Origin of the sequence: Azospira sp. APE16, from assembly GCF_047901315.1 — a bacterium.
GTDB classification, from domain to species: domain Bacteria; phylum Pseudomonadota; class Gammaproteobacteria; order Burkholderiales; family Rhodocyclaceae; genus Azospira; species Azospira oryzae.
In genome coordinates this window covers 1,982,556-2,002,530 of the sequence record NZ_CP179682.1, presented here as the reverse complement: position 1 = coordinate 2,002,530, position 19,975 = coordinate 1,982,556, and the positions used below count along the sequence as shown (strand labels likewise).

The window sequence follows — 19,975 nt, the reverse complement described above, 5'->3', positions numbered from 1 at the left end:
AAAGGGCGAGGTGGAAACCTCGCCCTTTTTCATGCAGTTGCAGTTGCAGCTGGCTGTCAGGCCTTCAGCACGGCGGCAATGGCATCGACCACGGCGTCGATGTTCTTGCTATTGAGGGCGGCCAGACAGATGCGGCCGGTACCCACGGCGTAGATGCCGAACTCGTTGCGCAGTACATCTACCTGGGCGGAGGTGAGGCCGGTGTAGGAGAACATGCCGCGCTGCTTCACCACGAAGGAGAAGTCCTGGGCCACGCCCTTGGCCTTCAGCTTGTCCACCAGGGCCACGCGCATGGCGCGGATGCGGTCGCGCATGCCGGCCAGTTCGTCTTCCCACATCTGGCGCAGTTCGGGAGTGGACAGCACGGCGGCCACCACGGCACCGCCATGGGTGGGCGGGTTGGAGTAGTTGGTGCGGATGACGCGCTTCACCTGGGACAGGACGCGGGCGGACTCTTCCTTGCTGGCGGTGACGACGGACAGGGCGCCGACGCGCTCGCCATAGAGGGAGAAGCTCTTGGAGAAGGAGCTGGAAACGAAGAACTGCAGGCCGGAGGCGGAGAAGGCGCGCACGGCTACGGCATCGGCGTCGATGCCGTCGGCGAAGCCCTGGTAGGCCATGTCCAGGAAGGGCACCAGACCCTTGGCCTTGCACACGTCCACCACTTCCTCCCACTGGGCGTCGGAGAGGTCGGCACCGGTGGGGTTGTGGCAACAGGCGTGCAGGATGATGATGGAACCGGCAGCCAGGCCTTCCAGGAAGGACTTCATGCCGGCGAAGTTCACACCGCGGGTGGCGGCGTCGTAGTAGGGATAGTTTTCCACCACGAAACCGGCGGACTCGAACAGGGCCCGGTGGTTTTCCCAGGAGGGATCGCTGATGTAAACCTTGGCGTTGGGGGAGATGCGCTTGAGGAAATCGGCGCCGATCTTCAGGGCGCCGGTGCCACCCAGGGCTTCGGCGGTGATGACGCGGCCGGCGGCCAGCAGCTCGGAACCGGCACCGAAGAGCAGGTTCTGCACGGCCTGGTTGTAGGCGTTGAGGCCCTCGATGGGCTGGTAGCCGCGGGGCGGCATGGTTTCCAGGCGGGCCTTCTCGGCGGCCTTGACGGCAGCGAGGAGGGGAATCTTGCCGTTGTCGTCGTAATAGACGCCAACGCCCAGGTTAACCTTGGTAGCGCGGGTGTCGGCGTTGAACGCCTCGGTCAGACCAAGAATCGGGTCCCGCGGAGCCATCTCCACGGAAGCAAAGATCGACGAACTCATGCGTTGCTCCTGTTGTGCCAGTCATGCGGCGCTGCGCCATGCGCCATGCCGCGAGTTGGTGAATAATGTGCGCTTACAAGTTGTTCTGCCGATGATTCACTGCAGCGAAAGCAGAAGCAACAGGCGCAACGGATAATTCTAACATGAGCACATACCCCAGCAGCCCGCAAACCGCGGAAGTCGTCACCTTTCCCGGCAGTCCCTATCGCCTGCACCAGCCTTTCCCTCCCGCGGGGGATCAGCCGGAGGCCATCCGCCTGCTGGTGGAGGGCCTGGAAGACGGCCTGTCCTATCAGACCCTGCTCGGCGTGACCGGCTCCGGCAAGACGTACACCATGGCCAACGTCATTGCCCGCACCGGCCGGCCCGCCCTCATCCTGGCGCCCAACAAGACCCTGGCGGCCCAGCTCTACGCCGAGTTCCGGGAATTCCTGCCGGAGAACGCGGTGGAGTATTTCGTCTCCTACTACGATTACTACCAGCCCGAGGCCTACGTGCCCTCCCGGGACCTGTTCATCGAGAAGGATTCGTCCATCAACGACCACATCGAGCAGATGCGGCTGTCCGCCACCAAGAGCCTGCTGGAGCGGCGCGATGTGGTGATCGTGGCCACCGTCTCCTGCATCTACGGCATCGGCGACAAGGACGACTACCACAACATGATCCTGCACCTGCGCCAGGGCGACAAAGCCGGCCAGCGGGACATCATTAAGCGCCTCTCGGAAATGCAGTACGAGCGCAACGAGGTGGATTTCCAGCGCGGCACCTTCCGCGTCCGCGGCGACGTCATCGACATCTTCCCCGCGGAGCACGCGGAACACGCCATCCGGGTCTGCCTTTTCGACGACGAGATCGAGACCCTGCAACTGTTCGATCCCCTGACCGGCCACCTGCTGCACAAGCTGCCCCGTTTCACCATCTATCCCTCCAGTCATTACGTCACACCCCGGGCCACGGTGCTGCGGGCCGTGGAGGGCATCAAGGAGGAGTTGCGCAAGCGGCTGGAGTTCTTCCACAAGGAACAGCGGCTGGTGGAAGCCCAGCGCATTGAGCAGCGCACCCGCTTCGATCTGGAGATGCTCAACGAACTGGGCTTTTGCAAAGGCATCGAAAACTACTCGCGCCACCTGTCCGGACGCAAGCCGGGTGAAGCACCGCCAACCCTGCTGGATTACCTGCCGCCCGATGCCCTGATGTTCATCGACGAATCCCACGTGGCCATCGGCCAGGTGGGCGCCATGTACAAGGGTGACCGTTCGCGTAAGGAAAACCTGGTGGATTACGGTTTTCGCCTGCCGTCGGCCCTGGACAACCGTCCCCTCAAGTTCGAGGAATTCGAGCGCCTGATGCGCCAGACCATCTTCGTTTCGGCCACGCCTTCTGATTATGAAAAGCAGCACCAGGGCCAGGTGGTGGAGCAGGTGGTGCGCCCCACCGGCCTGATCGACCCGGTGGTGCTGGTGCGTCCGGCCATGACCCAGGTGGACGACCTGCTCTCCGAAATCCGCAAGCGCATCGCCGTTTCCGAGCGGGTGCTGGTAACCACCCTGACCAAACGCATGGCCGAGGACCTGACCGATTACTTAAGGGAAAACGGCATCAAGGTGCGCTATGTGCACTCGGATATCGACACCGTGGAGCGGGTGGAGATCATCCGCGACCTGCGCCTGGGGGAATTCGACGTGCTGGTGGGCATCAACCTGCTGCGGGAAGGTTTGGACATCCCCGAGGTGTCCCTGGTGGCCATTCTCGATGCGGACAAGGAGGGCTTCCTGCGTTCGGAGCGTTCCCTGATCCAGACCATCGGCCGGGCCGCCCGCCACCTCAACGGGACGGCCATTCTCTATGCCGACCGGGTGACGGACTCCATGCGGCGTGCCATAGACGAGACCGAGCGGCGCCGGGCCAAGCAGATGGCCCATAACGAGGCCCACGGCATCACGCCCAAGGGGGTCTCCAAGCGCATCAAGGACATCATCGACGGCGTCTACGACCCCGACGCGGCGCAGAAGGAACTCAAGGCTGCCCAGCAACAGGCGGTTTATGAAACAATGTCCGAAAAGAATCTGGCCAAGGAAATCAAGCGGCTGGAAAAACAGATGCTCGAGTCAGCCAAGAACCTGGAGTTCGAAAAGGCAGCGGCGGCCCGGGATGAATTGTTCCGCCTCAAGCAGCAGGCCTTCGGGGCGGCAGTGCATGACAGGGATGAGACATGATCAAGGTTCTTTTCGTCTGCATGGGCAATATCTGCCGCTCCCCCACGGCAGAAGGCGTTTTCCGCAAGCACCTGCAGCTGCACAATCTGGAGTCCCGGGTCCAGGTGGATTCGGCCGGCACCCACGGCTACCACGTCGGCGAATCGCCGGATCCCCGTACCCAGAGGGCAGCTGCCGAGCGGGGTTACGACCTGTCCGAACTGCGGGCGCGCAAAGTGGCGCCCGACGACATGGAATATTTCGACCTGATCCTGGCCATGGACCGGCGCAATCTGGAAGGCCTGCGGGCTATCTGCCCGCCGGAGCGTCAGCACCGTCTCAAGCTGTTCATGCACTACGCCCGCAATTTCGACGAGGACGAGGTGCCGGATCCCTACTATGGACTCGGCTACGGTTTCGATGTGGTGCTAGACATGGTGGAGGATGCCTCCCTCGGCCTTATCGAATCCCTCAAGCGCGAACTGGGCTGCGAAGAACCGCTTGGCACCGGCAGGGGCGGTATCCGGAGCGTTGAGCGGGCCTGACTTCCCCTGGGATTGTGCCTGCCCGAATTCAGGGTGAAAAAAAGCCAGCTCCACGGAGCTGGCTTTTTCCTGGTGCTGACGCTTTGCCTTACTTGTTGCGGGTTTCCACCAGCACCAGAGGCTCGTCGCTGATCACCACCGGTGCCGGCCGGGTACGCCGGGGGCGGGGAGCTTCGTTCTCCACCACTGCAGCCTGGACCTGACGGGCCTTGTCCGCGCTGGTTTCCACCATCACCAGGCCGCTGGCTTCCAGGGCCTGGTCGATGTTGGCGACCACGGGCTTGATTTCGGCCGGGGGCACGGCAATGGGTTCGACGGCGCGGGGCGGGGTCGGAATAACCTGTTCCTCCTCCGGTGCAACGACCTCTTCGACGGCCACGACCGGGGCGGCTTCGGGGACTGCTGCTTCAACCTGCGGGGCTGCTTCAACTGCAGCTGCCGGGGCTTCCTCTACTGCCGGCGCGACTTCCGCTGCAGACTCAACCACGGCAACGGTCGGCGCCACAGTTTCCACTGCGGCGACTACCACGGGCTCGACCGGGTTTGCCACTTCCATAACGGCGGCGGCAATGACCGGCGCCTGTTCTTGGCTTACCTCGGTGGCAGCATTTTGCTGCACTTCGCCTTCAGCGCCATTTTCCTGGCGGCGCTCGCCCCGGTCGCGACGGTTGTTGCGACGACCGCGACGGCCCCGACCACCCTCTTCATCGCCCTGGGGCGCGGCTTGCTCTGGAGCAGTGCCGGCAGCCTGGGTGTTGAGTGCATCGGCCTGGGCGGCTACTGCCTGCTGGGCCTTGTCCTCGCTGTTGCGTTCGCGGCGGGGCTGGCGTTCGCGCCGTTCCTTGCGCTGCTCGTTCTGCTGTTCGCCGCGCTCGTTGTCGGCCTGGACGGCATTGTTGCGCTCGCCGTTGCGGTCACCCCGTTCGCCCCGTTGGCGACGACCTTCGCGAGGCTGCTGCTCGCGGGCATTGTCACCCTGGGTTTCGCCGCGGGCGGGGCGTTCGCTCCGCTCGCCGCCGTTGCGGCCTTCGGCGCCTTCACCGCGGCCACGGCCACGCTGTTCGCCACGACCACGGCCGCGCTGCTCGCCGCGGCCCTGGCCTTCACTGCGCTGGCCACGGCCCTTGCGCGGGGTGGCTGCCGGTTCGGGAGTGGGCTCGACGGTCTTGTTGCCGCGGAACCAGGAGAAAATCTTGCCGATGATGCCTTCGCTCTTGGCGGCAGGGGCGGCAGCCGATTTCTCGGCCACCACGGGAGCGGGCTGCTCCGGCGTGATGTGCTTGATAGCGGCTTCCTGGCGCGGCTGGCGGGCTTCGCTCTGGGCATTGGCCAGTTGCTTCACTTCTTCCGCCGGCATTTCCATCATGCGGTAGGACGGCTGTTGCACATCCTCGTTGTTGAGGTCGTCGTGGCGCAGGCGCTGAATGGTGTGGGCCGGAGTTTCCAGGTGCACATTGGGGATCAGCAGGATGGTGACCTTGTGGCGCAACTCGATGGCCTGGATGTCGGGGCGCTTCTCGTTGAGCAGGAAGGTGGCCACGTCCACCGGCACCTGGGTATGCACGGCGGCGGTGTTGTCCTTCATTGCTTCCTCTTCGAGGATGCGCAGGATGTGCAGGGCGGCCGATTCGGTGGAGCGGATGTGGCCGGTGCCGGTACAGCGGGGGCAGGGGATGTAGCTGGTCTCGGCCAGGGCGGGACGCAGGCGCTGGCGGGACAGTTCCATCAGGCCGAAGCGGCTGATCTTGCCCATCTGCACCCGGGCCCGGTCATGGCGGAGGGCGTCGCGCAGGCGGTTTTCCACCTCGCGCTGGTTTTTCTGGCTCTCCATGTCGATGAAGTCGATGACAATGAGGCCGCCCAGGTCGCGCAGGCGCAGTTGGCGGGCGATTTCGTCGGCCGCTTCCTGATTGGTCTTAAGCGCGGTTTCCTCGATGTCCTGGCCGCGGGTGGAACGGCCGGAGTTCACGTCCACCGACACCAGGGCTTCCGTGTGGTCGATGACGATGGCGCCGCCGGACGGCAGGTTCACCTGACGGGAGTAGGCCGATTCGATCTGGTGTTCGATCTGGAAGCGGGAGAAGAGGGGGACGTCGTCCCGGTAGAGCTTGACCCGGTTCTCGTTGGCCGGCATGACCGTGCCCATGAAGGAACGGGCCTGCTCGAAAATCTCGTCCGTATCGATGAGGATTTCACCGATGTCGGGCTGAAAATAGTCGCGGATGGCGCGGATGACCAGGCTGCCTTCCAGGTAGATCAGGAAGGGGCCGGACTGGCTGGTGGCGGCGCCTTCGATGGCTTCCCACAGCTTCAGCAGGTAGTTGAGGTCCCACTGCAGTTCTTCGGCGTTGCGGCCGATGGCGGCGGTACGGGCGATGAGGCTCATGCCGCCGGGGACCTGCAACTGGTCCATAACGTCGCGCAGTTCGGCCCGTTCGTCACCTTCGACACGGCGGGAGACGCCGCCGCCGCGGGGATTGTTGGGCATCAGGACCAGGTAGCGGCCGGCCAGGGACACGAAGGTGGTAAGGGCGGCGCCCTTGTTGCCGCGCTCGTCCTTCTCGACCTGGACGATGACTTCCTGGCCTTCCTTGAGGGCTTCCTTGATGCTGGCGCGATTGTCTACGCCGGGCTGGAAATAGGAGCGAGAAACTTCCTTGAACGGGAGAAAGCCGTGACGCTCTTCGCCGTAATTGACGAAACAGGCCTCGAGGCTGGGTTCGATGCGGGTGATGACACCCTTGTAGATGTTGCTCTTGCGTTGTTCCTTGGCGGCTGACTCAATGTCGAGGTCAATCAGTTTCTGGCCATCGACAATGGCGACACGGAGTTCTTCAGCCTGTGTCGCATTGAAAAGCATGCGTTTCATTTATTGGGCTCCCGCACTTTTCGCACGAACGGAGTCCCGGCGCAGGCAGCGACACGATTAGTTGGGGTGTACTTTTTGAGTCCGCATTGTGGGCGTGCAACTAATGGTGAAAGGAAAATGTGTTCCTGAATTCGCTGAAAAATCTTTCGGCGGGCCCGGAAATAACCGGGGCCGGGAAATCTGCTCGGGGGTACCGATGCGTGCTTAGGGCGCGCAAATCAAGTAGTATCGCTACTTTTGGTGAGCGAACTTAACCAGTTCCGATTTGCGTTGGCTTGATCCCATACAGGTTGGTACGGGTTGAGGCCGCTTAAGGCCTGCCGGATTTCATGGTTTCCCATTTTGCATGCCGCGCAATCATGTTGCGGCTGGGAGAAACCTTCTGGTCTCACGGCGCAGCGCCTCTTTCAGGCCGAGACGAAAATCCGTTTCAGTATATTCAAAATGCCCGACGTTAGCAAAAATTCCGTAACACGGGCCACCATCGGCGAAGACGAGCAGGGCCAGCGCCTGGACAACTACCTCCTGCGGGTGTGCAAGGGGGTTCCCAAGAGCCACATCTACCGCATTCTCCGCAGTGGCGAGGTCCGCGTTAACAGCAAGCGTGCCGATGCGGCCTATCGCATCCAGGCTGGCGACATCCTGCGCATTCCGCCGATCCGGGTTGCTGCGCGGCCGGATGAGGTGGCGGCCGCCGCAGTGGCCGGCCAGGCGGTGAAGGCCGATTTGCCCCTTTTGTATGAGGACGATGCCCTGTTGGCTGTAAACAAGCCGGCCGGCATCGCGGTCCATGGGGGGAGCGGTGTGTCCTTCGGCGTCATCGAGGCCCTGCGCCATCAGCGGCCCCAGGCCAAGTTGCTGGAGCTGGCCCACCGTCTCGACCGGGAAACCTCCGGGATACTTCTGGTGGCGAAGAAGCGCTCGGCCCTGACGGCCCTGCACGACATGTTCCGTGAAGGCGGGGCAGGGCGGGGCGCCGACAAGCGCTATCTGGTGGTGGTGCAGGGGCGCTGGATGGACCCTCTGCGCCATTGCCGGCAGGCGCTTCACAAATATCTGTTGGACAACGGCGAGCGCCGGGTGCGGGTCGATCCGGAGGGCAAGCCGTCCCATACGGTTTTCCGCCTGGTGGCCCGATGGCAGCGTTTCAGTCTGCTGGAAGCGGAACTGAAGAGCGGTCGCACCCATCAGATACGGGTGCATCTGGCGCACCTGGGATATCCCATCCTGGGTGATGACAAATATGGGGATTTCGCCCTGAACCGGGAATTGCAGCGGGAGGGGTTGAAACGCATGTTCCTTCACGCCTGGAGGATGCGCTTTCCCCATCCCCTGACCAAGGAAGCCATGAGCCTGGAGGCGCCCTTGCCGCCGGCCCTGGCCAGTTTCCTGCATCATCTGTCCGAAAGTGAAGTTCAGGATTATGGCGAAGCGTTTTGATCTAGTTGTCTTCGACTGGGATGGCACCCTGCTCGACTCCGCCGCAGCCATCGTCAGCGCCATCCAGGCGGCCTGTGTCGATCTGGGGCTGCCGGTGCCCAGCGATGCCCAGGCGCGCCATGTGATCGGCCTGGGCCTGTCGGACGCCTTGCGCAGCGCCGTGCCGGACCTGGAGCCGGCCCAGTATCCGCTGATGGTGGAGCGCTACCGCCATCATTATCTGTCCCGGGACCACGAACTGGCCCTGTTTGCCGGTGCCGTGGAACTGGTGCGGGAACTGGAGGCGGTCGGGCATCTGCTGGCCGTGGCAACCGGCAAGAGCCGGTTGGGACTGGATCGTGCCCTCAAGGTCAGCGGCCTGGGCCCCCATTTTCACTCCAGCCGCTGTGCCGACGAGTGCTTCTCCAAGCCCCATCCCCAGATGCTGGAAGAACTGATGGCGGAACTGGCCGTCGCCCCGGAGCGCACGGTCATGATCGGCGACACCACCCATGACTTGCAGATGGCGCGCAATGCGGGAGTGGATGCCCTGGCGGTCAGCTATGGTGCCCATGAGCCCGAGGTGCTGCTGGCCCATGGCCCCCTGGAAACCTTCTCCCGGCTGGAAGACCTGGCGGCATGGCTACGTCACCACGCCTGATTTGCGCCTCCGGCGATCTGCTCGAAGGTGGCGCCGGCGTGCGTTTCAGCGTGCCGCGCGCGGGCGGTGATGTTCCTGCATTTGCGGTGCGCTTTGACGGTGTGGTGCGGGCCTATCTCAACCGCTGCGCCCATGTGCCCATCGAGCTGGATTGGCAGCCGGGCGAATTTTTCGATCACTCGAAGCTATACTTGGTTTGCGCCACCCATGGCGCTCTTTACGCGCCGGAATCCGGCGCCTGCCTTGGCGGCCGTTGCAATGGCCGGGGGCTGACGCCGGTGGCCGTGACTGAGCAGGATGGCCTTGTTTATTTTCTTGAATCGGATTGACCCAACGTGGATACCCCGACCTTGCCCCCTCCCGATTTTGGCCCCAAGCACGGCAATGATGCAGCCTGGGAGCGGAAGACCCTGGAAAAGCTGGCGTTTGCCTCCCTGGCCGAGCAGAAGACCCGGCGTCGCTGGGGCATCTTCTTCAAGCTGCTGGGTTTCGCTTATCTGACGGTCGTTCTGGCGCTGGCGTTTGACTGGGGTGATACGGAAAAACTGGCTGATGGCCGCCATACCGCTCTGGTGCAACTGAAGGGGGTCATTGATTCCAGTGGCGAGGCCAGCGCGGACAAGATCAATTCCGCCTTGCGTTCTGCTTTCGAGGACAAGGGTACGGCCGGCGTCATCCTGCGCATCAACAGCCCCGGCGGCAGTCCGGTCCAGTCCGGCATCATCAACGATGAAATCCGCCGCCTGCGCGGCAAGTACCCTGATATTCCCCTGTACGTCGTGGTTGAGGATGTTTGTGCTTCCGGCGGCTATTACGTGGCTGCCGCGGCCGACAAGATTTTCGTGGACAAGGCCAGTCTGGTGGGTTCCATCGGTGTGTTGATGGACGGTTTCGGCTTTACCGGGACCATGGACAAGCTTGGCGTGGAGCGGCGCCTGCTGACTGCCGGCGAAAACAAGGGCTTCCTCGATCCCTTTTCGCCCCAGGACCCGAAGCAGAAGCTGATGGCCCAGGCCATGCTCGGCGAAATCCACAAGCAGTTCATCGATGTGGTCAAGAAGGGGCGTGGCCAGCGTCTCAAGGAAACCCCGGACATGTTCTCCGGCCTGGTGTGGACCGGGGCCCGCAGCATCGAGTTGGGTTTGGCCGATGACTTCGGCACGGTGAGCAGTGTGGCCAGGGATGTAATCAAGGCCGAAAAGGTGATGGACTACACCCAGAAGGAAAACATCGCCGAGCGCTTTGCCAAACGTTTTGGCGCCGACATGGTGCAAGGGGCGGTCAAGGCCCTGGGGCAGGCCAGCCAGCCCCAGGCCCGTTAAGTCCCGATCCTAGGCGGAAAGGAAGAGGAAAACCGTCGGCTCCTTGGCGACGGGATCTTCTTCCTTGCGCCACTGGGCCACGTTCAGGGTGCGTAGGCGCTGTTGGGGCAGGGTCAGGCTGCTGGCCAGGCAGAGCAGGGTGGAGGGCGCCAGGTGTTGCAGCAGGCTGTTGAGCATCTGGGTGTTGCGATAGGGCGTCTCGATGAACATCTGGGTCTGATTCTGGCGCCGGGATTCCTGCTCCAGCGCCTTCAGGCGCTTGCCGCGCTCATCTTCCTTGGCCGGCAGGTAGCCGTGAAAGGCGAAGCGCTGGCCGCACAGGCCGGACCCCATCAGGGCCAACAGCAGGGAAGAGGGGCCGATCAGCGGCACGACGGTGATGCCTTCCTGCTGGGCCAGGCGAATCAGGTCGGCGCCCGGGTCGGCAACGCCCGGGCACCCCGCTTCCGATACCAGGCCCACGTCAAATCCCTGGCGTAATGGTTGCAGCAGCCCTTCCAGGGCATTGGCCCGGGTGTGCTCGTTCAATTCCTGAATCTGGATTTCCTGCAGGGGGACCGAAATCTCCAGGCTTTTGAGAAATGCCCGGGCACTTTTGGCGTTCTCGGCAATGAAGTGCCGCAGCTGCCTGGCCTGTTCGCAGACGGGGGCGGGCAGAACCGCAGCGGGAGGGGTGGGGCCCAGAGGCACCGGAATCAGGAAGAGGGTGCCGCGAGGGAGGGGTTGGGGGGCGCTCATGGCGATGCGTCCTTAAAGAATAGGGAAGGCTTCGGCTCTCAGCATGTCGCAGAGGGCGATCAGGGGCAGTCCGATGAGGGCGTTGGGATCGTCCCCCTCCATTTTGGCGATGAGGCTGATGCCTAGCCCTTCGGCCTTGGCGCTGCCGGCGCAGTTGTAGGGAGTCTCGGCGCGCAGGTAGCGCTCGATCTCGCCGTCGCTCAGCTGGCGGAAGGTGACCAGGGTCGGGATGCCTCGGATCTGGGTGCGACCGGTGCTGCTGTTGTAGAGGCACAGGCCGGTATAGAAATTAACCGTGCGTCCCCGCATCTGCTGCAGTTGTGCCACGGCACGCTCATGGTTGCCCGGTTTGCCGAAAACCTGCCCATCCAGGCAGGCCACCTGGTCGCTGCCGATGATCAGTGCATCGGGGTGTTGGGCAGCCACGGCCCTGGCCTTGGCTTCGGAAAGGCGCAGTGCGGTCTGTTCCGGGCTCTCGCCTGCGAGCGGGGTTTCGTCTACTGCTGGGTTTTCCGTGGCAAAGGGCAGGCGCAGGCGGGCCAGGAGTTCCCGGCGAAAAGGGGAGGTGGAAGCCAGAATCAGGGCGGGCTGGGGCAGAGTGGGCATTAGAAATGGAGAGGTGAATTCGGGCAGAAAAGCGCTGCCCATGAGGGGGAATGAGGCGGTGCGGTAAAAAACGCGGATAAGTCTTTGCCTTTGTTGTTGAAACCCTAATTTCGGCCCGCGTTTTTCTTTGACATGCAAAGCCGAAAATAATATCATCCGCGCCTTATGTCGCAACAGGTTGTGATCGATAGTCTGGCTTTTGCGCGTGACGCCCGTCGTTTGGAAGGTGATCTCGCCATGGTCGACATGCCCCGGGTGCATGATCTGCTGACGGAAGTCAGCGGTAGTGTGCACTACCGGCTTACCGGCCGGATCGGCGCGCTGGGCAAGTCCCAGTTGCTGCTGCAGTTGGATGGCTTCGTGCCGCTGCGTTGTCAGCGCTGCATGGAGCGCCTGGATTTTCCGCTTCACGTCGAGTCCATACTCGAGTTGGTGGAAAGTGAGGCCGATCTGACCCAGGAGGATCTGGAAGATGATTCCAGGGACTTTCTCCCGGCGGAAAAGAAACTCGATGTACTGGCGCTGATCGAGGACGAGGTCATTCTCGCCCTGCCGGTGGTGCCGCGTCACGATAGTTGCAGCCTCCCCGGAGGCGGCGAGAAATCGGTGAAGGAATCTCCCTTCGCCGTGCTTGCCGGCCTCAAGGGTAAGGCTTAATGATTTTTTAGGAGCTAGTTATGGCCGTTCAACAGAACAAAAAGTCCCCGTCCAAGCGTGGCATGCATCGTTCCCACGACTTCCTGACCACCCCCGCTACCGCCGTTGAACCCACCACCGGCGAAGTGCACCTGCGTCACCACATCAGCCCCAACGGTTTCTACCGCGGCAAGAAGGTCACCAAGGCTAAGGGCGAGTAATCCCCTTAGACGAGGCAGGCAGTTCCCCGCGAGGGGAGGACTGCCTGCCTTTTCTTTTACCCAATTCGAGTTCTCGGATGGGAATCACCATTGCTATCGATTGCATGGGCGGGGACCACGGTCCCAACGTCACCGTGCCGGCTGCGCTCGACTTCTTGAGCCGCAACGCGGACGCCCGTGTCATTTTGGTCGGCCTGGAGGAAAAACTCCGGGCGATCCTGCCTGCTCCCGTGCCGGAACGGGTCGCCATCCGCCATGCGTCCGAAGTGGTGGCCATGGACGAGCCGCCAGCCCTGGCCCTGCGCAACAAAAAAGACTCTTCCATGCGGGTTGCCATCAACCTGGTCAAGGAAGGGGAGGCGGACGCCTGTATTTCCGCCGGCAATACGGGGGCTCTGATGGCCATTTCCCGTTTCGTCCTGAAAATGTTGCCCGGTATCGACCGGCCGGCCATCTGCGCCGTGCTGCCCACGGTCAAGGGCCATGTCCATGTGCTGGACATGGGGGCCAACGTGGACTGCTCGCCGGAGCACCTGCTGCAGTTCGGCATCATGGGGGCCATGCTGGTGGCCGCCGTGGATCACCGCGAGCAACCGACGGTGGGCATTCTCAACATTGGCGAAGAAGACATCAAGGGCAATGAGGTGGTCAAGCAGGCCGCCGAGTTGCTGCGCAATTCGGGTCTCAACTTCATCGGTAACGTCGAAGGTGATGGCGTGTACAAGGGTGAGGCCGAAGTCGTGGTTTGTGACGGCTTTGTCGGGAACGTGGCCCTCAAGACGTCCGAAGGCCTGGCCCAGATGTTGTCCACCTTCCTGCGGCAGGAGTTTGGACGCAACCTCTTTACCAAGCTGGTTGCCCTTCTGGCGCTACCGGTGCTCAAGGGCTTCAAGCGCCGCGTCGATCATCGTCGCTACAACGGCGCCAGCCTGCTCGGGCTCAAGGGCATCGTCGTCAAGAGCCATGGCTCGGCCGATGCCTACGGTTTCCGCCATGCCATCGAACGGGCTGCCGAGGAAGCAAGGGGGCAGGTGTTGAGCCGTATTGCCGACCAGGTTGCCCGTCACGTTTCCAGTTCCTCTCAAGCGGCTGCCGTAGCGGCCCAGGAGTCTGCCTAATATGTATGCCAAGATTACCGGGGTCGGCAGCTATCTGCCGGCCCAGGCCGTGAGCAACGACGATCTGGTGGCCCGCGGGGTCGATACCAGCGACGAATGGATTGCCACCCGTACCGGTATTCGTAATCGGCACCTGGCGGAACCCGGCCAGACCTCCAGCGATCTCGGCTTCGAAGCGGCTCGCCGGGCCATGGAGATGGCCGGCGTGGATGCGGCCGAGCTGGACCTGATCATCGTCGCCACCTCCACTCCCGATTTCATCTTCCCCAGCACCGCCTGTTTGCTGCAGAGCAAACTGGGCAACAAGGGGGCAACCTGCTTCGACGTGCAGGCCGTCTGCGCCGGCTTTGTCTATGCACTGAGCATTGCGGAAAAGTTCGTCCGTTCGGGCTCCCACAAGAAGGCACTGGTGGTTGGCGCCGAAGTTTTCTCCCGCATCCTGGACTGGAACGACCGGGGTACCTGCGTGCTCTTCGGCGACGGCGCCGGTGCCGTGGTGCTGGAAGCCTCCGATGCACCCGGCATCCTTGCCACCGCCCTGCATGCGGACGGCAGCCACCATGGCATTCTTTCGGTGCCCGGCAATGTGGCCGGCGGTGCGGTGATCGGCGATCCCTTCCTGCGCATGGATGGCCAGGCCGTGTTCAAGTTCGCCGTGCGCGTCCTTGCCGACGTGGCGGCCGAGACCTGCGCGGCCGCCGGGGTGGCGACTTCCGATGTGGATTGGCTGGTGCCGCACCAGGCCAATCTGCGCATCATCGATTCCACCGGCAAGAAGCTGGGCATCCCCAGCGACAAGGTGGTGGTGACCGTGGACCGCCACGGCAATACTTCCGCTGCATCCGTACCCCTGGCGCTGGATACGGCAGTGCGCGACGGACGCATCCAGCGCGGACAGAAGGTGCTGCTGGAAGGCGTCGGCGGCGGCTTCACCTGGGGCGCCGTGCTGTTCCAGTTCTAACTGCATTCAAGCTCTCAGAGGTTAATTCCCATGGCTTTTGCGTTCGTATTTCCCGGTCAAGGTTCCCAGGCAGTCGGCATGATGGCGGCCTACGGCGACTCCGCCGTGGTCCGTGCCACGTTCGATGAAGCATCCGCCGCCTTGGGCGAAGACCTGTGGCAGATGGTGGCCGAAGGTCCGGCCGAAGTGCTGTCCCAGACGGTGAATACCCAGCCTGTCATGCTGACCGCCGGCATCGCTGCCTGGCGCCTGTGGCTGAACAAGGGTGGCAAGATGCCGGCCGTTGTCGCCGGCCACAGTCTGGGTGAGTATTCCGCCCTGGTGGCTGCCGGCGTCCTGCAGTTCAAGGACGCCGTGCCCCTGGTGCGGCTGCGGGCTGCTGCCATGCAGGAGGCCGTGCCTCTTGGCACCGGCGCCATGGCCGCCATTCTCGGCCTGGACGACGACGGCATCCGCGCCGCCTGTGCCGAAGCGGCCCAGGGCGAGGTGGTGGAGCCGGTGAATTTCAACGCTGCCGGCCAGACCGTCATCGCCGGCCACAAGGCCGCCGTGGAACGGGCCATGGAAGTGTGCAAGACCAAGGGCGCCAAGCGCGCCGTGGCCCTGCCGGTGTCCGCCCCGTTCCATTCCTCCCTGATCCGCCCGGCGGCTGACAAGCTGGCCCTGCGTCTGGCTGAACTGGAATTGCAGGCGCCCCGTATTCCCGTGGTCAATAACGTGGATGTGGCCGTGGAAAGCGATCCGGCCCGTATTCGCGATGCCCTGGTGCGTCAGGCCTATAATCCGGTGCGCTGGGTCGAGACGATCCAGAAAATGGCTGCCATGGGCGTCACCGTGGTGGCAGAATGCGGTCCCGGCAAGGTGCTGGCCGGCCTGACCAAGCGCTGTGCCGATGGCGTCAATGGTGTGGCCCTGGCCGACCTGGCTGCCATCGAAGCCAATATCAACCTGGAGTAAAACCATGCTGCAAGGACAAATTGCCCTCGTTACCGGCGCTTCCCGGGGTATCGGCAAGGCAGTGGCTCTGGAACTGGCCCGCCTGGGCGCCACCGTGGTTGGCACCGCCACCAGCGAAGACGGTGCCGGCAAGATTTCCGCCTACCTCGCCGAGGCCGGCGCCAAGGGGCGCGGTGCGCTCCTCGAAGTGCGTGACCAAGCCCAGGTGGATGCCCTGATCGCTGCTCTGGAAAAGGAGTTTGGCGCAGTCTCCATTCTCGTCAACAATGCCGGCATCACCCGGGACAACCTGGCCATGCGCATGAAGGACGACGAGTGGGATGCGGTCATCGACACCAACCTGAAGGCCGTCTTCCGCCTTTCCAAGGCCGTCATGCGCGGCATGATGAAGGCCCGCGCCGGCCGCATCATCAATATCACTTCCGTGGTCGGCCATGCCGGCAATCCGGGGCAGGCCAATTACTGCGCGGCCAAGGCCGGCGTTTCCGGCATGACCCGTTCCCTGGCCCGGGAGCTGGGCAGCCGCAACATCACGGTCAACTGTGTCGCCCCTGGCTTCATCGATACCGACATGACCAAGGCTCTGGACGACAAGCAGAAAGAAGGTTTGCTGGGTAACATTCCCCTGGGCCGCCTCGGCAGCCCGGAGGACATCGCCGCCGCCGTAGCCTTCCTGGCCTCCCCGGCCGCAGGCTACGTGACCGGCAGCACCATCCATGTCAACGGCGGTATGTATATGGATTAATGGCGGTTTTCCGCCTGAGGATCCCGCGTTTTGTAAGCGCGGGGCGTTTTGGTAAAATAAGCAAGTTTGTCTGATACCCGATAACAGGGAAGGAGTCCTGAATGGAAAACCTGGAACAGCGCGTTAAGAAGATCGTTGCCGAGCAACTGGGCGTCAACGAAGCCGACATCAAGACCGAGTCCTCCTTTGTGGATGACCTGGGTGCCGACTCTCTGGATACCGTCGAGCTGGTGATGGCCCTCGAAGAAGAATTCGAGACCGAGATCCCCGACGAAGACGCCGAGAAGATCACCACCGTGCAACAAGCCATCGATTACGTTCTGTCCCACAAGAAGTAATCACCCGGGTACGGGACTTCCCTGCCAACCGGCGCCTTCGTGGCGCCGGTCCAGCATTGATGCAGGGAGCCCGCCCTTCTGCAGTATTCTGTATCACCTCTCCCCTCATTCTTTCCGGAGCTAAAGTTGGCACGTCGTCGCGTCGTCATCACCGGGCTGGGGCTTGTTTCCCCGGTCGGTAACAGCGTTGAAGAAGCTTGGCAAAACCTCCTGGCCGGTCGCTCCGGTATTACTGCCATCACCAAGTTCGATGCATCCACTTTCCCCACCCGCATTGCCGGGGAAGTGAAGAACTTCGATATCGGCACCTACATTTCCGCCAAGGACGCCCGCCGCATGGATACCTTCATCCATTACGGCATGGCGGCCGGCATCCAGGCCATCAAGGATGCCGGGCTTGAAGCCAATCCGGTCGATGCGGAGCGCATCGGCGTGGCGATCGGTTCCGGCATCGGTGGCCTGCCCCTGATCGAGAACACCAAGGACGATTACATCGCCGGCGGTGTGCGCAAGATTTCCCCCTTCTTCGTTCCCGGTTCGATCATCAACATGATCTCCGGCAACCTGTCCATCCTGTATGGCTACAAGGGTCCCAATATCGCCGTGGTGACCGCCTGCACCACCGGCACCCACAACATCGGCGAAGCTGCCCGCCTCATCGAGTACGGCGATGCCGACGTGATGATTGCCGGCGGTGCCGAGTCCACCGTGACCCCCCTGGGCATGGGTGGCTTCTGCGCTGCCCGGGCCCTGTCCACCCGCAATGACGATCCCACCACCGCCAGCCGGCCCTGGGACAAGGATCGTGACGGCTTCGTGCTGGGCGAGGGTGGCGGCGCCATGGTGCTGGAAGAGTATGAGCACGCCAAGGCCCGGGGCGCCCGCATTTATGCGGAGCTGGCAGGCTACGGCATGAGCGGCGATGCTTACCACATGACCGCTCCCAGCACTGATGGTCCGAAGCGTTCCATGCTCAATGCCCTGCGCAATGCCGGCGTGAACCCTGACCAGGTGCAGTACCTGAATGCCCATGGTACTTCCACGCCCCTGGGCGACAAGAACGAAACCGATGCCATCAAGCTGGCCTTCGGCGATGCCGCCAAGGGCCTGGTGGTGAATTCCACCAAGTCCATGACCGGCCACCTGCTGGGCGGCGCCGGCGGCATCGAGTCCATCTTCAGCGTCCTGGCGGTCCATCACCAGGTTTCCCCGCCCACCATCAACATTTTCGAGCAGGATCCGGAATGTGATCTGGACTACTGTGCCAACACGGCTCGGGAAATGAAGATCGACGTGGCCCTGAAGAACAACTTCGGCTTCGGCGGCACCAACGGTTCCCTGGTGTTCAAGCGCATCTGAGCGAGACCAACGGGATGAGGTTGCCGCTGCTTCTGCAACTACAACCCTCCCGCCGCCTGGCAATGCTGCTCGTTGCCTTGCACGCCGCCGCTTCTGGCGGCGTTTTCATTTTGGGCTGGAATATATGGGCGACGCTTGGCCTGCTGGCCTTGCTGCTCGTTTCCCTGGCCTTCGCCCTGCGGCGCCACTATGGGCGGCATCCGGCCTGGGTACGCCTGGGGCAGAAGGGGGAGCTGGCCTGGGGTCAGGGGGAAAAGGAAAGTCCCCGGCTGCGGTTGCTGCCGGGGACTTGCTGGCGTCATCTGGTAGTGCTGCGCTATCGCCTGGAGCAGGAGGACGGGACCTGGTCCCGTCCCCATGCCGTGTGCCTGCTGGCGGACAGCCTGGCCGACGAGGCGTCGTTCCGCCAGTTGCGGGTGTGGCTGGGCTGGCGGGCCAAAATCAGGGACGACGGGATTTTCTGAGGATGGTGTTGCGCGGCTTGGGCAGCAGTCCGGGGTAGTCGCGGCTGAAGTGCAGGCCGCGGCTTTCCTTACGTTTGAGGGCGCAGCGGACGATCAGGTCGGCCGTCACCACCAGATTGCGCAGTTCAATGAGGTCGTGGCTGACCCGGAAGTGGGTGTAGAACTCGTTGATTTCCCGCATCAGCAGGCGGATGCGGTGCTGGGCCCGCTGCAGGCGCTTGGTGGTGCGCACGATGCCGACGTAGTCCCACATGAAGCGGCGCAGTTCATCCCAGTTGTGGGAAATGACGATTTCCTCATCCGGGTCGGAAACCCGGCTTTCATCCCACTGGGGCAGGGCAGGGATGGCGACCTTGGGCTGGGCCTTGATGTCGGCCACGGCCGCTTCGGAGAAGACCACGCATTCCAGCAGGGAGTTGGAGGCGAGACGGTTTGCGCCGTGCAGGCCGGAGCAGGAGGCTTCGCCGGCGGCGTAGAGGCCGGCGATGTCGGTGCGGGCCTTGAGGTCGGTGATGATGCCGCCGCAGGTGTAGTGGGCGGCCGGCACCACCGGGATCGGGTCCTTGCTGATGTCGATGCCCAGTTCCAGGCAACGGGCGTGGATGTTGGGGAAGTGCTCCAGCAGGAATTCCTTGGGCTTGTGGGAAATGTCCAGGAAAACGCAATCCAGGCCCCGCTTTTTCATCTCGAAGTCGATGGCCCGGGCCACCACGTCCCGCGGCGCCAGTTCCGCCCGCGGGTCATGGTCGGGCATGAAGCGGGTGCCGTCCGGCAGGCGCAGAATGCCGCCCTCGCCCCGTACCGCCTCGGAAATGAGGAAGGATTTGGCCTGAGGGTGGTAAAGGCAGGTGGGATGGAACTGGATGAATTCCATGTTGGCCACCCGGCATCCGGCCCGCCAGGCCATGGCAATGCCGTCGCCGGTGGAGGTGTCCGGATTGGTGGTGTAGAGGTAGACCTTGCCGGCGCCGCCGGTGGCAATCATGGTGGCCTGGGCGCCGATGGTGCTGACTTCGCCGCTGCGGGTGTCCAGGGCATAGGCGCCGTAGCAGCGCTGCTCAGCCAGGCCCAGCTTGGCGCCGGTGATGAGGTCGATGGCGATGTGCTGTTCCAGCACCGTGATGTTGGGATGCTGGCGCACCTTGCGCGTCAGGGTGTCCTGTACCGCCAGGCCGGTGGCATCGGCCACGTGGATGACCCGGCGGGTGCTGTGGCCGCCTTCCCGGGTCAGGTGGTAGCCCTTTTCGTCCTTGGTGAAGGGGACGCCCTGCTCGATCAGCCAGTCGATGGCCCGCCGCCCGTTTTCGACGACGTAGCGGGTGGCCTTGGCGCCGTTGAGGTGGCCGCCGGCTTCGAAGGTGTCGCGGATGTGGGCTTCGATGGAATCCTGGCTGTCCAGCACGGCGGCAATGCCGCCCTGGGCCCAGGCGCTGGCACTGTCTTCCAGGCTGCGCTTGCTGATGAGGCCGACCTTGTGGGTGTCCGCCAGGCGAAGGGCGGCGGACTGTCCTGCCAGGCCGCTGCCGATGATGAGTACGTCAAAATGCTGGACCACG

The 19,975-nt window shown here is 63.2% G+C and carries 20 protein-coding genes; 15 read left to right on the top strand and 5 right to left on the bottom strand.

The annotated features are described in order from the left end of the window. Positions 1-56: 56 nt before the first annotated feature. The gene (locus ACLSSQ_RS09640) at positions 57-1,265 is read right to left on the bottom strand and encodes an amino acid aminotransferase (protein WP_416242549.1); all 1,209 of its coding nucleotides are present in this window, start codon (positions 1,263-1,265) and stop codon (positions 57-59) included. 143 nt (positions 1,266-1,408) lie between these two features. On the opposite strand from ACLSSQ_RS09640, the gene uvrB reads away from it, so the two are divergent. Both uvrB and ACLSSQ_RS09630 read left to right on the top strand, forming a co-directional pair. After that, the gene (uvrB, locus tag ACLSSQ_RS09635; protein WP_416242548.1) at positions 1,409-3,481 is read left to right on the top strand and encodes an excinuclease ABC subunit UvrB; all 2,073 of its coding nucleotides are present in this window, start codon (positions 1,409-1,411) and stop codon (positions 3,479-3,481) included. Next, positions 3,478-4,005 (top strand): low molecular weight protein-tyrosine-phosphatase, encoded by a 528-nt coding sequence (locus tag ACLSSQ_RS09630; RefSeq protein ID WP_130458474.1) that lies wholly within the window; start codon positions 3,478-3,480, stop codon positions 4,003-4,005. Before uvrB ends, ACLSSQ_RS09630 begins: the two co-directional genes overlap by 4 nt. Positions 4,006-4,093: 88 nt before the next feature. Here the strand turns inward: ACLSSQ_RS09630 and ACLSSQ_RS09625 are convergent, their stop codons facing one another. Further along, positions 4,094-6,874 (bottom strand): Rne/Rng family ribonuclease, encoded by a 2,781-nt coding sequence (locus ACLSSQ_RS09625; RefSeq protein ID WP_416242547.1) that lies wholly within the window; start codon positions 6,872-6,874, stop codon positions 4,094-4,096. A 444-nt stretch (positions 6,875-7,318) separates the two neighbouring features. On the opposite strand from ACLSSQ_RS09625, the gene ACLSSQ_RS09620 reads away from it, so the two are divergent. Genes ACLSSQ_RS09620 through ACLSSQ_RS09605 form a run of 4 tightly spaced genes read left to right on the top strand, consistent with a single transcriptional unit; the run spans position 7,319 to position 10,276 of the window. After that, the gene (locus tag ACLSSQ_RS09620; RefSeq protein ID WP_416242546.1) at positions 7,319-8,314 is read left to right on the top strand and encodes an RluA family pseudouridine synthase; all 996 of its coding nucleotides are present in this window, start codon (positions 7,319-7,321) and stop codon (positions 8,312-8,314) included. Further along, the gene (locus ACLSSQ_RS09615; protein ID WP_416242545.1) at positions 8,298-8,954 is read left to right on the top strand and encodes an HAD-IA family hydrolase; all 657 of its coding nucleotides are present in this window, start codon (positions 8,298-8,300) and stop codon (positions 8,952-8,954) included. Before ACLSSQ_RS09620 ends, ACLSSQ_RS09615 begins: the two co-directional genes overlap by 17 nt. Further along, positions 8,933-9,283, top strand: a complete 351-nt coding sequence (locus ACLSSQ_RS09610) for a Rieske (2Fe-2S) protein (protein WP_014237491.1) — start codon at positions 8,933-8,935, stop codon at positions 9,281-9,283. The genes ACLSSQ_RS09615 and ACLSSQ_RS09610 overlap by 22 nt, the downstream gene beginning before the upstream one ends. 6 nt (positions 9,284-9,289) lie before the next feature. Then, on the top strand, positions 9,290-10,276 hold the full coding sequence (locus ACLSSQ_RS09605; protein WP_416242544.1) for a S49 family peptidase: 987 nt from the start codon (positions 9,290-9,292) through the stop codon (positions 10,274-10,276). A gap of 9 nt (positions 10,277-10,285) precedes the next feature. On the opposite strand, the gene ACLSSQ_RS09600 is transcribed toward ACLSSQ_RS09605, so the two are convergent. Beyond that, positions 10,286-11,014, bottom strand: a complete 729-nt coding sequence (locus ACLSSQ_RS09600) for an SAM-dependent methyltransferase (protein ID WP_416242543.1) — start codon at positions 11,012-11,014, stop codon at positions 10,286-10,288. 12 nt (positions 11,015-11,026) lie between these two features. Next, the gene (locus ACLSSQ_RS09595) at positions 11,027-11,620 is read right to left on the bottom strand and encodes a Maf family nucleotide pyrophosphatase (protein WP_014237494.1); all 594 of its coding nucleotides are present in this window, start codon (positions 11,618-11,620) and stop codon (positions 11,027-11,029) included. Between the two features lie 180 nt (positions 11,621-11,800). Between ACLSSQ_RS09595 and ACLSSQ_RS09590 the strand changes: the two genes are divergently transcribed. From ACLSSQ_RS09590 to ACLSSQ_RS09550, 9 genes are all read left to right on the top strand, one after another. Further along, positions 11,801-12,277 (top strand): YceD family protein, encoded by a 477-nt coding sequence (locus ACLSSQ_RS09590; RefSeq protein ID WP_416242542.1) that lies wholly within the window; start codon positions 11,801-11,803, stop codon positions 12,275-12,277. A gap of 20 nt (positions 12,278-12,297) precedes the next feature. Further along, entirely contained in the window at positions 12,298-12,477 is a 180-nt protein-coding gene (gene rpmF / locus ACLSSQ_RS09585; RefSeq protein ID WP_014237496.1) for a 50S ribosomal protein L32, read from the top strand. Between the two features lie 77 nt (positions 12,478-12,554). Continuing rightward, the gene (gene plsX, locus ACLSSQ_RS09580; protein WP_130458480.1) at positions 12,555-13,595 is read left to right on the top strand and encodes a phosphate acyltransferase PlsX; all 1,041 of its coding nucleotides are present in this window, start codon (positions 12,555-12,557) and stop codon (positions 13,593-13,595) included. Between the two features lies 1 nt (position 13,596). Continuing rightward, a complete protein-coding gene (locus ACLSSQ_RS09575) occupies positions 13,597-14,556 on the top strand; it encodes a beta-ketoacyl-ACP synthase III (protein WP_205229999.1) in 960 nt (319 codons plus the stop codon). A gap of 30 nt (positions 14,557-14,586) precedes the next feature. Continuing rightward, positions 14,587-15,513 (top strand): ACP S-malonyltransferase, encoded by a 927-nt coding sequence (fabD, locus tag ACLSSQ_RS09570; protein ID WP_416242541.1) that lies wholly within the window; start codon positions 14,587-14,589, stop codon positions 15,511-15,513. Positions 15,514-15,517: 4 nt separating this feature from the next. Further along, positions 15,518-16,258 (top strand): 3-oxoacyl-ACP reductase FabG, encoded by a 741-nt coding sequence (fabG, locus tag ACLSSQ_RS09565; RefSeq protein WP_130458482.1) that lies wholly within the window; start codon positions 15,518-15,520, stop codon positions 16,256-16,258. 101 nt (positions 16,259-16,359) lie between these two features. Continuing rightward, positions 16,360-16,596, top strand: a complete 237-nt coding sequence (gene acpP, locus ACLSSQ_RS09560; RefSeq protein WP_014237501.1) for an acyl carrier protein — start codon at positions 16,360-16,362, stop codon at positions 16,594-16,596. Between the two features lie 126 nt (positions 16,597-16,722). Beyond that, on the top strand, positions 16,723-17,955 hold the full coding sequence (fabF, locus tag ACLSSQ_RS09555; RefSeq protein WP_014237502.1) for a beta-ketoacyl-ACP synthase II: 1,233 nt from the start codon (positions 16,723-16,725) through the stop codon (positions 17,953-17,955). Between the two features lie 62 nt (positions 17,956-18,017). Beyond that, positions 18,018-18,419: a protein YgfX gene (locus ACLSSQ_RS09550; protein ID WP_014237503.1), complete on the top strand. Its 402-nt coding sequence runs from the start codon at positions 18,018-18,020 to the stop codon at positions 18,417-18,419. Here ACLSSQ_RS09550 and nadB read toward each other — a convergent pair. Continuing rightward, the gene (gene nadB / locus ACLSSQ_RS09545) at positions 18,397-19,974 is read right to left on the bottom strand and encodes an L-aspartate oxidase (protein WP_014237504.1); all 1,578 of its coding nucleotides are present in this window, start codon (positions 19,972-19,974) and stop codon (positions 18,397-18,399) included. The genes ACLSSQ_RS09550 and nadB overlap by 23 nt on opposite strands. Position 19,975: the final 1 nt, after the last annotated feature.

What these genes read in the sequence shown, in the direction of transcription:
- acpP (WP_014237501.1), top strand. Translation starts at nt 16,360, where the DNA reads ATGGAAAACCTGGAACAGCGCGTTAAGAAGATCGTTGCCGAGCAACTG.
- ACLSSQ_RS09610 (WP_014237491.1), top strand. Translation starts at nt 8,933, where the DNA reads ATGGCTACGTCACCACGCCTGATTTGCGCCTCCGGCGATCTGCTCGAA.
- ACLSSQ_RS09625 (WP_416242547.1), bottom strand. Translation starts at nt 6,874, where the DNA reads ATGAAACGCATGCTTTTCAATGCGACACAGGCTGAAGAACTCCGTGTC.
- plsX (WP_130458480.1), top strand. Translation starts at nt 12,555, where the DNA reads ATGGGAATCACCATTGCTATCGATTGCATGGGCGGGGACCACGGTCCC.
- ACLSSQ_RS09595 (WP_014237494.1), bottom strand. Translation starts at nt 11,620, where the DNA reads ATGCCCACTCTGCCCCAGCCCGCCCTGATTCTGGCTTCCACCTCCCCT.
- ACLSSQ_RS09575 (WP_205229999.1), top strand. Translation starts at nt 13,597, where the DNA reads ATGTATGCCAAGATTACCGGGGTCGGCAGCTATCTGCCGGCCCAGGCC.
- ACLSSQ_RS09640 (WP_416242549.1), bottom strand. Translation starts at nt 1,265, where the DNA reads ATGAGTTCGTCGATCTTTGCTTCCGTGGAGATGGCTCCGCGGGACCCG.
- fabD (WP_416242541.1), top strand. Translation starts at nt 14,587, where the DNA reads ATGGCTTTTGCGTTCGTATTTCCCGGTCAAGGTTCCCAGGCAGTCGGC.
- ACLSSQ_RS09615 (WP_416242545.1), top strand. Translation starts at nt 8,298, where the DNA reads ATGGCGAAGCGTTTTGATCTAGTTGTCTTCGACTGGGATGGCACCCTG.
- ACLSSQ_RS09630 (WP_130458474.1), top strand. Translation starts at nt 3,478, where the DNA reads ATGATCAAGGTTCTTTTCGTCTGCATGGGCAATATCTGCCGCTCCCCC.
- ACLSSQ_RS09620 (WP_416242546.1), top strand. Translation starts at nt 7,319, where the DNA reads ATGCCCGACGTTAGCAAAAATTCCGTAACACGGGCCACCATCGGCGAA.
- uvrB (WP_416242548.1), top strand. Translation starts at nt 1,409, where the DNA reads ATGAGCACATACCCCAGCAGCCCGCAAACCGCGGAAGTCGTCACCTTT.
- fabG (WP_130458482.1), top strand. Translation starts at nt 15,518, where the DNA reads ATGCTGCAAGGACAAATTGCCCTCGTTACCGGCGCTTCCCGGGGTATC.
- ACLSSQ_RS09550 (WP_014237503.1), top strand. Translation starts at nt 18,018, where the DNA reads ATGCTGCTCGTTGCCTTGCACGCCGCCGCTTCTGGCGGCGTTTTCATT.
- ACLSSQ_RS09600 (WP_416242543.1), bottom strand. Translation starts at nt 11,014, where the DNA reads ATGAGCGCCCCCCAACCCCTCCCTCGCGGCACCCTCTTCCTGATTCCG.
- rpmF (WP_014237496.1), top strand. Translation starts at nt 12,298, where the DNA reads ATGGCCGTTCAACAGAACAAAAAGTCCCCGTCCAAGCGTGGCATGCAT.